This is a genomic window from Pseudomonas fluorescens, assembly GCF_018614775.1.
Lineage (GTDB): Bacteria > Pseudomonadota > Gammaproteobacteria > Pseudomonadales > Pseudomonadaceae > Aquipseudomonas > Aquipseudomonas fluorescens_BY.
In genome coordinates this window covers 41,646-55,885 of sequence record NZ_JAGGOF010000028.1, presented here as the reverse complement: position 1 = coordinate 55,885, position 14,240 = coordinate 41,646, and the positions used below count along the sequence as shown (strand labels likewise).

11 protein-coding genes and 3 tRNA genes are annotated in these 14,240 nt (G+C 59.2%); 3 read left to right on the top strand and 11 right to left on the bottom strand.

The features are described from left to right. Positions 1-156: 156 nt before the first annotated feature. Together J7E36_RS08120 and J7E36_RS08115 are read left to right on the top strand one after the other, a co-directional pair. Complete coding sequence (locus J7E36_RS08120; RefSeq protein WP_215001660.1) at positions 157-1,287, top strand: carbon-nitrogen hydrolase family protein; 1,131 nt, start codon at positions 157-159, stop codon at positions 1,285-1,287. A 2-nt stretch (positions 1,288-1,289) separates the two neighbouring features. After that, positions 1,290-2,327, top strand: coding sequence for an AraC family transcriptional regulator (locus J7E36_RS08115; protein WP_215001658.1), 1,038 nt, complete (start codon positions 1,290-1,292; stop codon positions 2,325-2,327). A 78-nt stretch (positions 2,328-2,405) separates the two neighbouring features. On the opposite strand, the gene J7E36_RS08110 is transcribed toward J7E36_RS08115, so the two are convergent. The 11 genes from J7E36_RS08110 to J7E36_RS08060 form a co-directional block, all read right to left on the bottom strand. Then, positions 2,406-2,588: a hypothetical protein gene (locus tag J7E36_RS08110; protein WP_215001656.1), complete on the bottom strand. Its 183-nt coding sequence runs from the start codon at positions 2,586-2,588 to the stop codon at positions 2,406-2,408. A gap of 74 nt (positions 2,589-2,662) precedes the next feature. Next, a complete protein-coding gene (locus J7E36_RS08105) occupies positions 2,663-3,520 on the bottom strand; it encodes a DUF2242 domain-containing protein (RefSeq protein WP_215001654.1) in 858 nt (285 codons plus the stop codon). 223 nt (positions 3,521-3,743) lie between these two features. Continuing rightward, the gene (locus tag J7E36_RS08100) at positions 3,744-5,615 is read right to left on the bottom strand and encodes a SurA N-terminal domain-containing protein (protein ID WP_215001651.1); all 1,872 of its coding nucleotides are present in this window, start codon (positions 5,613-5,615) and stop codon (positions 3,744-3,746) included. Between the two features lie 223 nt (positions 5,616-5,838). Continuing rightward, entirely contained in the window at positions 5,839-6,111 is a 273-nt protein-coding gene (locus J7E36_RS08095; protein WP_002552737.1) for an HU family DNA-binding protein, read from the bottom strand. A gap of 148 nt (positions 6,112-6,259) precedes the next feature. Further along, on the bottom strand, positions 6,260-8,656 hold the full coding sequence (gene lon, locus J7E36_RS08090; RefSeq protein ID WP_215001649.1) for an endopeptidase La: 2,397 nt from the start codon (positions 8,654-8,656) through the stop codon (positions 6,260-6,262). Between the two features lie 216 nt (positions 8,657-8,872). Beyond that, positions 8,873-10,156 carry an ATP-dependent Clp protease ATP-binding subunit ClpX gene (clpX, locus tag J7E36_RS08085; protein WP_024778305.1) on the bottom strand — a complete coding sequence of 428 codons (1,284 nt, stop codon included), beginning with the start codon at positions 10,154-10,156 and terminating at the stop codon, positions 8,873-8,875. Positions 10,157-10,263: 107 nt separating this feature from the next. Beyond that, positions 10,264-10,905, bottom strand: coding sequence for an ATP-dependent Clp endopeptidase proteolytic subunit ClpP (gene clpP, locus J7E36_RS08080; RefSeq protein WP_003183177.1), 642 nt, complete (start codon positions 10,903-10,905; stop codon positions 10,264-10,266). A 92-nt stretch (positions 10,906-10,997) separates the two neighbouring features. Continuing rightward, the gene (tig, locus tag J7E36_RS08075) at positions 10,998-12,308 is read right to left on the bottom strand and encodes a trigger factor (RefSeq protein ID WP_215001647.1); all 1,311 of its coding nucleotides are present in this window, start codon (positions 12,306-12,308) and stop codon (positions 10,998-11,000) included. 420 nt (positions 12,309-12,728) lie between these two features. After that, positions 12,729-12,813, bottom strand: a tRNA-Leu gene (locus J7E36_RS08070). Between the two features lie 58 nt (positions 12,814-12,871). Then, a tRNA-His gene (locus tag J7E36_RS08065) sits at positions 12,872-12,947 on the bottom strand. A gap of 40 nt (positions 12,948-12,987) precedes the next feature. Then, positions 12,988-13,064, bottom strand: a tRNA-Arg gene (locus tag J7E36_RS08060). Positions 13,065-13,345: 281 nt separating this feature from the next. Here J7E36_RS08060 and folD point away from each other — a divergent pair. Then, the gene (folD, locus tag J7E36_RS08055) at positions 13,346-14,200 is read left to right on the top strand and encodes a bifunctional methylenetetrahydrofolate dehydrogenase/methenyltetrahydrofolate cyclohydrolase FolD (protein WP_215001645.1); all 855 of its coding nucleotides are present in this window, start codon (positions 13,346-13,348) and stop codon (positions 14,198-14,200) included. Positions 14,201-14,240 lie beyond the last annotated feature (40 nt).

The window sequence follows — 14,240 nt, the reverse complement described above, 5'->3', positions numbered from 1 at the left end:
CTTCCCTCAGTCATGCCCACAGCCTAAGAGCCGGGCTGCGGGCGCTCAATGACCGTAACTGACAACTTAATGATCCAAATGCGCAGCCCCCCTTGGCAATAACGTCCCCGAGCCCTACCCTTGTCATCGAATCCGCACCCGGCCGCTGATGTCCCCATGCGCAAATTTCTGTACCTGCTGTTTTCACTGGCCCTGGTCGCCGTCCTGATCACCTATGCACTGTGGACGGCGGATCGTCCGGCGGGTCATTACCTGTCGGACCTGCGCATCAACCTGGCAGTCGACCAGGGCACACCTGCAGACCGTGGCAACTTGCTGGGCATCCAGCCCGAACTGTTCCCAACCGACTACCAGAGCCCCGAGCGCCTGCACCGCAAACTGGCGGCCTATTTGCAGACTGCTCGCGACCAGGGCTTGCTCAACGACAAGACCATCGTGGTGTTGCCCGAACACATCGGCACCTGGCTGATGGTCAGCGGTGAAAAGGATGAGCTGTATCAGGCTGCCACGCTGAAGGAAGCCATGAGATGGCTGGCGATCAGCAACCCGGTGGCATTCATCCAGGCGCTGCTCAGTACCCGAGGCGATAACCGGCTGGACGATGCCTACCTGCGCATGAAGGCCGAGCGGATGGCCCATGACTACCAGGCGCTGTTTGGCGGTTTGGCCAAGGAGTTCGGCGTCACCCTGGTAGCCGGCTCCATCGTGCTTCCCGAGCCCAGCGTCAGCGAAGGTGAACTGAAGGTCGGTCGCGGTGCGTTGTATAACAGCAGCCTGGTGTTCGGCAGCGATGGTCGTCCAGTCGGCCAGCCACAACGCCAGCGACATCCGGTGTTCGAGCAACGGGACGTGCTGGGGGCCGAGCACCCGGAGGCCATCCACGTCATCGACACGCCCGCCGGGCGCCTCGGCGTGTTGATCGGCAGCGACAGCTGGTACCCGGTCCACTACCGACAACTCAATGAGCTGGGCGCGCAACTGATCGCGGTGCCCGCTTTCGTCATCGGGCGCGACACCTGGGACAAACCCTGGAGCGGCTATAAGGGCCTGTCCACGCCAAGCGAAATCAGCCTCAAACCTGGGGAAACCAGCGAAGGCCAGGCCTGGCATCGCCTGACGCTCACCTCCCAGTTGCCCATCAGCCAGGCCCGGGGCGGTATCAGCGTCTTCCTGCGGGGTCAATTCTGGGACAGCGGCAGCAGCGGCCAGAGCTTCGTCAGCCATGACGGCCAACACTTTGCGGATGGCAAAGCCCGTGGCGCGCGTCTGCTGAACCTGTGGCTGTGAACATGAAACCGCAGCCGATGCGCCTGGGGGATCTGTCGGTGGGCTTCGTCCACAGCCTGGCCGACGCAGTAGCCAGCCATGGACAGGACCCCCAGCCCCTGCTCGAACAATACGGTCTCGATGCGGCGCGGTTGAGCGAACCCGGCGCACGCCTGTCGATTCCGCGTTATATGCGCCTGGGCCACGCCGCCATCCAACAGACCGGGGAGCCGGCCTTGGGCCTGCGCATGGGCCAGCTCAGCCGTTTGAGCCAGGCCGGGCTGGCGGGCGTCACCGCTGCCCAGGCGCCAACCGTGCGCGAAGCCGCCCGTTGCATGATCCGCTTCGAGCCGCTGTATGGTTCCAACTATCGCGGTCAATCCAGTTTCCACGAGGATGCCCGGGGCGCCTGGCTGCGGTTCTATTCCATCAGCCCGTATAACGCCTACAACCGCTTCGTCGTGGATTCGATCATCGCCGGCTGGCTTACCCAGATGTCCAGCGTGTGCAGCGTCGCGCTGCGGCCGGAACGCATCGAGATCGAATTCGACGAGCCAGCGTACCTGGACGCCTATCGCACGCTCGGTGATTGCCCGATCCAGTTTGGCGCCGAACACAATCAACTGCGCCTGGGTCTGGACAGCCTGGCCCAGCGAAACCCGCAGCATTGTCCAAGTACCTGGCAACACCTGGTTCAGTTATGTGAACGGGAACTGGAGCAATTGACCCGTACCCGCAGCCTGCGCGAGCGCATTATCCAGCTGCTGGGACCGTTGCTCAACGGTGGCCGGGAACCCGACCTGGAAGAGGTGGCGGCGCGCCTGAAACTGCCCACCTGGACCCTGCGTCGCAAGCTGGCCGAGGAAGGTACGCAGTTTCGCGCAATCCTCAACGACACCCGCCGCGACCTGGCCATGACGTACATCCGCGACACCGAACTGGCGTTCGGTGAAATCGCCTATCTGTTGGGATTTGCCTCAGCCGAGGCTTTCCAACGTGCGTTCAAGCGCTGGAACGCCCAGACGCCGGGGGAGTTTCGCCGCAGTCATAGGGTTAACTGAGCTTCAAGCTTCAAGCCTCAAACCTCAAGCTTCAAAGTATTCAGCTTGCGGTTAATAACTTGCAGCTCGCAGCTGCTCCTAAAGCTCCGTCGCATCCTCGGCAGGCTCCAGCGGGTCCAGTTCATACGCCTGGTATTCCAGCAGCTCTTCCTGATAGTCATCCATTGCGAGTCCTTCCTCTGTTGTTGAAACCGATGCCTTGATGGCCTGGGTGCCAGCATAAAGCTGCTTTATGAACAAAACATGAAGCCAAGGCTTCATGTTTTAAACGTAGCACAGCGCCGGGAAATCGCCGCAAGCAGGTGTGGCAAGAAATGTCGCTGCTGCCACCGGCTTCAGTACGAGGGAAGCGGTTGGATTGACTCGGTCGGGGCCGGCAAGTGACTCGCCGGGGGTGGGGTAATCACCTCCATCGTCGATTCCGGCGCTACTGGCGGTGCATATTCGGCGGGCGCAATCGGCGCGGGCTCGCTCGGCGGTGCGACCGGCTCCGACGCAGCAGGGGCTGTACCAGCAGGCGCAGCCGTGTCTGCCGGCGCGGCAGGTGCCGGTGCCGGTGCCGGTTGAGGCTCGGAAGCAGGCGCCAGTGCAGCCGGCTCGCCCTTGGTTTCCGGAACACCCAGCTCCGCCTTCGGCTTGTCGGCATTCACGGCGTTTTTCTTCGCTTCAGGCGGCAGGAAAACCTCCACCAAGGCAAAGAACCGCTCATAGAACTTGGCCGCCGACACGGTTTCGCTGGCGACCTTGACCATCGCATCATCGGATGACCCGATCGGCATCGATACCGAGCCCAACACGCCGACGCCAAGGCTGGCGGAGTTGTTGGTCTTCTTCAGGGCATAACGGTCCTGCAAGGCGTTGGCGAACATGGTCGCGCGGTGCCCGGCTCCGCCGTCTTCGGCGCAGACCAGGTTGAAGCTGATCTCCAGGTGGCTTTCGCCCGTCTGCTGAAAGCTCTTGTGACCGCTGACCAGTTTCGGATCGCTGCTGGTGATGATGTATCCCTGACTGAGCAACGCCCGACGACCGGCCTCGCAAGTGGCCGTATCGCTGACGGGATAAGTGCGCGAGAACGTGCCGGAATCATCGAAGCTCTCGTGCTCGTACACGGCGGTTTTCTTCGACGAGCAACCGGCGGCGGCGAGCAGCGCCAATGCGAGTCCAAGGGTGCGCATATGAAATGATGTAAACATTGAACATCCTGAGGAAAACGATCCGGGGCGTATTGTGCAACAGAACGCGACCCGACAGCGTGAGTAATCTTGTTTCAAAGGAGTGACAAGTCTACTGGGGGTTGTTTGCAGGAAAAAGACGTGAGCCCGATGGACTGACGAGTACCACCTTTCAAACGCAAAGGTGGATACAAAAAGACCCCGGCGTTTCGGCCGGGGTCCTGGACTGGCAACCTTCAGGGCATCAGAAACGCTTGATGTCCGCCTGGCTTTCCAACTGCTTGCGGTACGCCGCAAAGTCCTGCTGGCCGACGCGCGACGCGAGGTAGCGGCGGTATTCGACTTTCTCTGCATCCGTCGGAGCCGCCGCTTCGTTCACGCCGTTCAGACGCACGATCACCAGACTGCCGTCAGGCAACGTCACGCTGGCGAACGTCGGCTTGCCCTTCGACTCAGGCTTGGGCATACGGAACAGGGCCTGCAGCACCGCAGGGTCGATACCCTCCTGGCTGCGGGTCACCGCTTCGGAAGCCTTCCAGGCCTGGCCGTCGACCGGCTTATCCAGGGCAGCCTTGCCGTCGCGCAAGCTGGCAATCAATTCGTCAGCCTTGGTCTTGGCAGCCGCACTGGCATGCTCCTTGGCCAATTGGGCGCGAATCGGCCCCGCCACACTTTCCAGCGGCATCTGCTCAGGCTTGCGATGCTCCTTGGCACGCAGCACCACGACCGTTTCCGGGTCCAGCTCGATGGCGGTGCTGTTGGCACCCTCCTCCAGCACTTCCGGGCTGAACGCAGCGGTCACGACCGCACGGTTGGCCGCAATCCCTTCCCCGCCTTCACGGCCGAACGGCGCCGACGTGTGAACGGCCAGCTTAAGGTCCTGGGCTGGCTGGGCCAAATCGGACGCTTCGAAGGAGGCATCCTCCAGTTGCTTGGTCGCCTCGACGAAACGCTGCTCAACCTGTTGGGTCTTCAGCTCGCGGGTCAGCTTGTCCTTGAGGCTGGCAAAGCTGGGCACCTCAGGCGCTTCGACACCCAGCAGCTTGATCAGATGCAAACCGAAGTCGGTGCGCACCGGTGCCGAAACCTGGTCCTTGTTCAAGGCATACAACGCCTTCTCGAACGCCGGATCGTAGACACCCGGCCCCGCGTAACCCAGATCGCCGCCGTTGCTCGCCGAACCCGGGTCCTGAGAGAACTCCTTCGCCAGGGCTTCAAACGATTCGCCTTTGGCCAGGCGCGCCTGGATTTCTTCGACCTTCGTCTTGGCCTGGGCTTCGGTGACCTTGTCGTTCACTTCGATCAGGATGTGCGCCGCCCGACGTTGTTCGGACAGGTTGGCGATTTCTTTCTGATAGGCCGCTTGCAGGTCCTCGTCCTTGACGCTGACCTGGTCAAAGAACGCGGCCTTTTTCAGCTCGAGGTAATCGATGACCACCTGATCAGGCGTCATGAATTCCTTGGCGTGCTGGTCGTAGTAAGCCTTGACCTCGTCATCGGTCAACTTCACGGTCGCCGGATCGGCCTTGATGTTCAAGGTGGCGAAATCACGGGTCTGTTTTTCAAGACGGGCAAAGGCCAATACCTGGGCATCGGTGACGAAACCGCTACCGGCCAGGCCAGCGCGCAGCTGGCCGATCAGCATTTCCTGGGCCAACATCTGGCGGAATTGCAACCGGCTGTAACCCAGTTGGCGGATCACCTGGTCGAAACGCTCGGGGCTGAACTTGCCATCGATCTGGAACTCAGGCGTTTGCAGGATCACTTGATCCAGCGCGGCCTCGGAGAAGGCGAATTTTGCGTCGTGCGCGCCCTGCAGCAGCAGCTTGCGGTCGATCAGGCCCTTGAGCGCCGACTCACGCAGCATTTTTTCATCCAGCAGCGAGGCATCGAAGTCCTTGCCCAGCTGTTGCATGAGCTGACGGCGCTGCATGTCGACGGCCTGGCTCAGCTCGTTCTGGCTGATGTTTTCGCCGTTGACCTTGGCCGCTTCGTTGCTGTTGGTAGTGGCTTTGAAAATGGCATCGAAACCAGTCAACGCCATCAATGCGACGATGACCCCGATGATGGTCTTGGCAATCCAGCCTTGTGAATTGTCCCTGATATTCTGCAGCATGCGTCCCCCAGAAACGGTTGAACTTCAAATTTAGGCAACCGTGGAGCGTGGGTAGAATCCGGATAGAAGAAAGGCGCATCCGAGGATGCGCCTTCTCGTAACTGGCGGAGCGGACCCGGCTTGAACCTTCAAGCCTTGGCGTGCCAGACCGGTCGCAACCGGCCCTGTTACCGCTCCGCTGCCAAGCCAGGCATGACCCGACCCGGATAAACTCAACGAAACCTTAGTTAACGGCTTCTTTCAGCGCTTTACCAGCTTTGAAGCCTGGCTTCTTGGCAGCAGCGATTTCCAGCGTTTTGCCGGTCTGCGGGTTGCGACCGATACGTGCTGGACGATCGGTAACGGAGAAGGTACCGAAACCCACCAGAACAACGGAGTCGCCAGCCTTCAGAGCGCCAGTGACGGATTCGATTACAGCGTCCAGCGCACGGCCAGCAGCAGCTTTCGGGATATCAGCGGATGCAGCGATAGCATCAATCAGTTCCGACTTGTTCACTCTAAGTCCCCTTATATCTATTTGAGATGATTCTAAGTTTTTTTGGTGAAAGCAAAAACGAGTGCTGAATGGCCTGCAGACACTTAAGAGCCGCTTTATAACAAGGGCTCTAAAAAACTGTCAAGAAAGCCCCCCAGGCAAATGCGTATTAATGCGTGCTAATTCTTTCCTTAGAGTCAGATTCGCGCTTTTCGTCCTTCGCGACTATCTCCGGAGCCACATCCGGCAAGGGCTCCGGCGCGTATTGCAGCGCAATTTGCAGGACCTCGTCAATCCATTTAACCGGTTTGATCTGAAGATCGCGCTTAATGTTGTCAGGAATTTCCTTCAGGTCGCGGACATTCTCTTCGGGAATGATCACAATCTTGATCCCGCCACGGTGTGCCGCCAGCAGTTTTTCCTTCAAGCCACCGATTGCCAACACCTGGCCGCGCAGGGTGATTTCGCCGGTCATGGCGACATCGGCACGCACCGGAATCCCGGTCAACGCCGACACCAGGGCCGTGCACATGCCTACGCCGGCGCTCGGGCCATCCTTGGGGGTCGCCCCTTCCGGCATATGGATATGCGTGTCGCGCTTTTCGTGGAAGTCCAGGGGAATCCCCAGGCTACGGGCACGACTGCGCACCACCGTCAGCGCGGCGGTGATCGACTCGACCATCACGTCGCCCAGGGAACCGGTCTTGATCAGTTGGCCCTTGCCCGGCACCACGGCCGCTTCGATGGTCAGCAACTCACCACCGACCTGCGTCCACGCCAGGCCGGTGACCTGGCCGATCTGGTCCTGCTGCTCGGCCAGGCCGTAGCGGAATTTGCGCACGCCGAGGAAATGCTCCAGCAGGTCTGCAGTGACCTTGACCGCGAAGCGTTTTTCCAGCGCATGCTCCTTGACCGCCTTGCGGCAGACCTTGGCAATCTGGCGCTCCAGGCCCCGCACACCGGCTTCTCGGGTGTAGTAGCGGATGATGTCGCGAATCGCCTCTTCGTCGAACTCCAGCTCGCCTTTTTTCAGGCCATTGGCCTGGATCTGCTTGGGCGAAAGGTATTTGACGGCGATGTTGATCTTCTCGTCCTCGGTGTAGCCCGGCAGACGAATCACCTCCATCCGGTCCAGCAATGCCGGCGGAATATTCATGGAGTTGGAGGTGCAGAGGAACATCACGTCCGACAGGTCGTAATCGACCTCCAGGTAGTGATCGTTGAAGTTGTGATTCTGCTCCGGATCGAGCACTTCGAGCAACGCAGAGGCGGGATCGCCGCGCATGTCGCTGCCCATCTTGTCGATTTCGTCCAAAAGGAACAAAGGGTTGCGCACGCCAACCTTTGTCATCTTTTGAATCAATCTTCCTGGCATCGAACCAATGTATGTGCGGCGATGACCGCGGATTTCCGCTTCATCGCGCACGCCACCGAGGGCCATGCGGACAAATTTGCGGTTGGTGGCGTGAGCAATCGACTCCGCCAGGGAGGTTTTACCGACCCCGGGAGGCCCCACCAGGCAAAGGACCGGGCCACGAATTTTCTTCACGCGCTTTTGCACGGCGAGGTATTCGAGAATACGTTCCTTGACCTCTTCCAGACCATAATGGTCGGCGTCGAGGATGTCTTCGGCACGCGCCAGGTCGAGACGTACTTTGCTCTGGGCCTTCCACGGCACCTGGACCAGCCAGTCGATGTAGGAGCGCACCACGGTGGCTTCCGCAGACATTGGCGACATCTGCTTGAGCTTGTTCAGCTCTGCTTGGGCCTTGGCCAGTGCATCCTTCGGGAGACCGGCGGCATCGATGCGTTTTTTCAGTTCTTCGATTTCGTTGTGGCCCTCGTCGCCATCGCCGAGCTCCTTCTGAATGGCCTTCATCTGCTCATTCAGGTAGTACTCGCGCTGGCTGCGCTCCATCTGTTTCTTGACGCGACCGCGGATGCGCTTCTCAACCTGCAGCAGGTCGATTTCGCCGTCGAGCAATGCCAACACGTGTTCGACACGGGCCGACAAATCTATGATCTCGAGAATTTCCTGCTTCTGCTCGATCTTGAGCGCCATGTGGGCCGCCATCGTATCGACCAGCCGCCCAGGTTCATCGATGCTGTTAAGCGACGACAGAACCTCGGCAGGCACCTTCTTGCCCAGTTGAACGTATTGTTCGAACTGCGACAGCAGGCTGCGAACAAACACCTCGGATTCACGCTCGGGCGCATCGACCTCGTCGATCAGCGACACTTCGGCACGGCAGTGGCCGTCCACTTCGCTGAAACGCTCGACCGTGCCGCGCTGCTCGCCTTCCACCAGGACCTTGACGGTGCCATCGGGCAGCTTGAGCAGTTGCAGAACCGTCGCAATTGTACCTACGCGGTAGAGTGCGTCTTCACCGGGATCATCATCAGCAGGATTTCTCTGAGCCAGCAAAAGAATCTGCTTGTCACCCGTCATCGCAGCCTCGAGGGCTTCGATAGACTTCTCGCGCCCCACGAACAGCGGGATAACCATGTGCGGATACACCACGACATCACGCAATGGCAGGAGAGGCAATTCGATGGTTGTCTTCATGATTTGGCCTCTACGGCGGCCCTAGGGCCGGAAACAGATGGAAGTAAGCTTGAAACCAAGATGGGGGCAGCTCTGAAAAAAAACAAGCGCTAAGGCCATGCCAGCCTGCTAAAAGAAATAAAAGCCGTGTGCTGGTTTGTGGCGAGAGGGTTTATTACACCGCCACAAAAAGCAAAGGGGCCCGAAGGCCCCTCCTTTGTTCCGGCAGCGGGACGCTTAAGCGTCCGGTGCGGCCTTGGCAGCCGGCTCACTGTTTTCGTAGATATACAGTGGCTTGGACTTGCCTTCGATAACGCTTTCGTCGATCACGACCTTGCTCACCTCGGACTGCGAGGGGATTTCATACATCGTGTCGAGCAACACGCCTTCCAGGATCGAGCGCAATCCACGGGCACCGGTTTTACGTTCCAGGGCACGCTTGGCGACCGACTTCAGCGCATCCGAACGGAATTCCAGGTCTACACCTTCCATTTCGAACAGCTTGGCGTACTGCTTGGTCAGGGCGTTCTTCGGCTCGGTCAGAATCTGCATCAACGCTGCTTCATCCAACTCGTCCAGCGTCGCCAGGACCGGCAAGCGGCCGACGAATTCCGGAATCAGACCGAACTTGACCAAATCGTCAGGCTCGACTTCACGCAGGGACTCGCCCACCTTCTTGCCTTCTTCCTTGCTGCGCACTTCGGCGTTGAAACCGATGCCGCCACGGGTAGAGCGATTCTGGATGACCTTTTCCAGGCCGGAGAACGCACCGCCGCAGATGAACAGGATGTTACGGGTGTCGACCTGCAGAAACTCCTGCTGCGGATGCTTGCGGCCACCTTGGGGTGGAACGGAAGCAACCGTGCCTTCGATCAACTTGAGCAAGGCCTGCTGAACGCCCTCGCCGGAAACATCCCGGGTAATGGACGGGTTGTCGGACTTGCGGGAAATCTTGTCGATTTCGTCGATGTAGACGATGCCCATCTGGGCTTTTTCCACATCGTAGTCGCACTTTTGCAGCAACTTCTGAATGATGTTCTCGACGTCCTCACCGACATAACCCGCTTCGGTAAGCGTGGTAGCGTCGGCGATGGTGAACGGAACGTTCAGCAAGCGGGCCAGGGTTTCGGCAAGCAGGGTCTTACCCGAGCCTGTCGGGCCGATCAGCAGGATGTTGCTCTTGCCGAGTTCGACCTCGTCATTCTTTTTGTCACGCTGGTTCAGGCGCTTGTAGTGGTTATACACCGCTACGGCCAGTACCTTTTTCGCACGTTCCTGACCGATTACATACTGGTCAAGGATGCCGCTGATTTCTTTAGGCGAAGGCAATTTATGCGCGCTGCTTTCGGCCTGGGCTTCCTGCACCTCCTCGCGGATGATGTCATTGCACAGGTCGACGCACTCGTCGCAAATGAAGACCGAGGGGCCGGCAATCAATTTGCGTACTTCATGCTGGCTTTTGCCACAGAAGGAGCAATAAAGCAGTTTGCCGTTGTCCTCGCCGTTGCGGGTGTCAGTCATTCGATCGATCCAAATCCGATAGGCTTGCAACACAAGATGAAGGCAATTGCGGGCTTTTTCAAGCCCGCAGGCGGCCGGTCATCCCAACCACCTGCATTTTGAGCGGCTTAGGCAGGCATTTGACGCTTGTTGATCACAGAGTCGATCAGCCCGTATTCGGCTGCACGCTCGGCGCTCATGAAGTTGTCGCGCTCGGTGTCACGCTCGATGGTTTCGAGGCTTTGGCCGGTGTGATGGGCCAGCAGCGAATTCAGGCGCGAACGGATATGGAGGATTTCCTTGGCATGGATGTCGATGTCCGACGCCTGGCCCTGGAAGCCGCCCAATGGCTGGTGAATCATCATGCGCGAGTTAGGCAGGCAGTGACGCTTGCCCGCTGCGCCGCCGGCGAGCAGGAACGCGCCCATGCTGCAGGCCTGGCCGATGCAGATGGTGGAAACGTCCGGCTTGATGAACTGCATGGTGTCGTAGATCGACATGCCTGCAGTCACCGAACCGCCCGGTGAGTTGATGTAGAGATGGATGTCCTTGTCCGGGTTTTCCGCTTCAAGGAACAGCAGTTGCGCCGCGACCAGGTTGGCCATGTAGTCTTCAACGGGGCCGATCAGGAAAATGACGCGTTCCTTGAGCAGGCGCGAGTAGATGTCATAGGCACGTTCGCCACGGGCGGACTGCTCGATAACCATCGGGACCAGGCCGCCTGCGGCTTGGATGTCAGAGCTCTGCTGGTAAAAAGAATTGCGGGACATGTCTCGCAGTCACTCCCAAATAGTTATGTCTTGAATACGCATAAGCCAGCACGAAGGCTGGCTTATGGTGTGTATTTCTTACCGCAAAACCATCAATCGGCTTGTGGAGCTTCCACCGGCTTGACCGCTTCTTCGTAAGAGACCGCTTTATCGGTCACGCTAGCTTTCTGCAGAACAGTATCCACAACTTGTTCTTCCAGCACAACCGAACGGACTTCGTTCAGTTGCTGCTCGTTCTTGTAGTACCAGGACACGACCTGCTCAGGTTCCTGATAGGCCGACGCCATTTCCTGGATCAGCTCGCGAACGCGGGTTTCGTCAGGCTTGAGTTCAAACTGCTTGACCACCTCGGCAACGATCAGGCCCAGCACGACGCGACGCCGGGCTTGCTCTTCGAACAGCTCGGCCGGCAGTTGGTCCGGCTTGATGTTGCCACCGAACTGCTGGACGGCCTGCACGCGCAGACGGTTCACTTCGTTGTCCAGCAGGGCCTTTGGCACTTCGATCGGGTTGGAGGCCAGCAGACCGTCCATGACCTGGTTCTTGACCTTGGACTTGATCGCCTGGCGCAGCTCACGCTCCATGTTCTTGCGAACTTCGGCGCGGAAGCCTTCCAGGCCGGTTTCCTTGATGCCGAACTGGGCGAAGAACTCTTCGTTCAGCTCAGGCAGTTTAGGCTCGGAAACGCTGTTGACGGTCACGGTGAACTCGGCGGCTTTGCCAGCCAGGTCCAGGTTCTGGTAGTCCTCGGGGAAGGTCACGTTCAGCACGCGCTCTTCACCGGCCTTGGCGCCGACCAGGCCATCTTCGAAGCCCGGGATCATGCGACCGGAACCCAGCACCAGCTGGGTGGCCTTGGCGGAACCGCCGGCGAACACTTCACCGTCGACCTTGCCGACGAAATCGATGTTCAGCTGGTCTTCGTTCTGGGCAGCACGATCGGCCACTTCGAAACGGGTGTTCTGCTTGCGCAGGATGTCCAGCATCTTGTCCAGGTCGGCGTCCGTCACGTCGGCGCTCAAGCGCTCGACAGCGATGGAGTCGAAACCGGCGACGGTGAACTCCGGGAACACTTCGAACGTCGCGACGAATTCCAGGTCCTTGCCTTTTTCCAGCACTTTAGGCTCGACCGACGGCGCGCCGGCCGGGTTCAACTTCTGCTCGACCACGGCTTCGTAGAACGAAGACTGGATCACGTCGCCCACGGCTTCCTGGCGCGCATCAGCTTCGTAACGCTGACGGATCACGCTCATCGGCACTTTGCCTGGACGGAAACCCGGGATTTTGGCCTTTTGGGCAGTCTGCTGCAGACGCTTGTTGACCTGAGTCTCGATGCGCTCAGCCGGCACGATGACGCTCATGCGGCGCTCAAGAGCAGAAGTATTTTCAACAGAAACTTGCATGGATATTCCTCGTTGCACAGACGTTGGCCGGGCGTTTCCGACCCCAGAATCAAGGGCATGCATTCTAGTAGGTCAAACTCAAGAAGTCACCCTACTGAAAACGGGTTGGAAACAGACGCCGGATTTAGAAGCGAGGCAAACGGTGCCGCCTCGCCCGGTTTGCAAATACACTCGATCAACCAAAGGCTCTGCGCCAACGCTTCCTATATATAGAAGCGCAGGGTCGAAGCGCGCGATGCCCAGCCCCACAAGGAAACCGACGGCTTGCTGCGCATCATCACGAAACACAATCGCGACGAAGCAACCACCGCGACAGCTCCGGAGCAGGAACGGCAGCAGCCACAAAACCCCTGAAAACAAAAACGGCGCAGCCCTTTTCAGGTACTGCGCCGTTTTCTGCTATTTAAATAGCGACTTGTATGGTGCGGACGGAGAGACTCGAACTCTCACACCTTGCGGCGCTGGAACCTAAATCCAGTGTGTCTACCAATTCCACCACATCCGCGTATCAAGCTTTTAAAGCAAAGGCGCCAGATGATTACATCTGGCGCCTTTCTAGAATATGGGGTGGACGATGGGGATCGAACCCACGACAACGGGAGTCACAATCCCGTGCTCTACCAACTGAGCTACGCCCACCATATTGCCTTGTTGCCTTACTTGTGCCAAAGCTGCCTAATGGCGCACCCGGCAGGACTCGAACCTGCGACCATCCGCTTAGAAGGCGGATGCTCTATCCAGCTGAGCTACGGGCGCCTTTTTAATCTGTATTCTTGGACGATTACAAACTAAGTGCTTTCAGTTTTGCCAAGCTGAAACATCCAACTCCGCTCTACCTTCTTAACCAGTGCTAGGCTGTGCCCGACAAGTGCGACGAATGTTATAGACGGCCCGATAGGTCGTCAACTCTTTTCTAAAAAAAATTCATTTAATTAAAGGGGTTAGGGGAATTTGCAGACCAAGCGCCTTTGCCCTCACGCCCCGGCATGCGAGAATGCGTTCTCTTTTTTTCCCCTCTCGATGGTTAACCACGCGCAATGACTGCACAACTTATCGACGGCAAATCGATCGCCGCCAGCCTGCGCCAGCAGATCGCCCAACGAGTCTCCGAGCGCCGCCAGCAAGGCCTGCGCACGCCCGGCCTTGCGGTGATCCTGGTCGGCAGCGATCCTGCCTCTCAGGTTTATGTCTCGCACAAGCGTAAAGACTGTGAAGAGGTCGGCTTCCTTTCCCAGGCCTACGACCTGCCTTCCGAAACCACTCAGCAAGCGTTGGCCGATCTGATTGATCGCCTGAACGAAGACCCGAACATTGACGGTGTCCTGCTCCAGCTGCCACTGCCTGAACACCTCGACGCCTCCCGGCTGCTGGAGCGTATCCGCCCGGACAAGGACGTCGACGGTTTCCATCCTTATAACGTCGGTCGCCTGGCCCAACGCATCCCGCTGCTGCGCCCCTGCACCCCCAAGGGCATCATGACGCTGCTGGAAAGCACTGGCGTGGACCTCTATGGCCTTGATGCCGTGGTGGTGGGCGCCTCCAACATCGTTGGCCGGCCGATGGCCATGGAGCTGCTGCTGGCCGGTTGCACCGTCACCGTGACCCACCGCTTCACCAAGGACCTGGCCGGTCACGTCGGCCGTGCGGACCTGGTGGTGGTGGCCGCCGGCAAGCCTGGCCTGGTAAAGGGCGAGTGGATCAAGGAAGGCGCCATCGTCATCGACGTCGGCATCAATCGCCAGGAAGACGGCAAGCTGGTGGGCGACGTGGTCTACGAGACCGCCCTGCCCCGCGCCGGCTGGATCACTCCGGTTCCGGGTGGCGTAGGCCCGATGACCCGCGCCTGTTTGCTGGAGAACACGCTGTACGCAGCGGAAACGCTGCACAGCTGATACCCGCTCCAGCGCACCACATACCCTGTGGGAGCGAGCC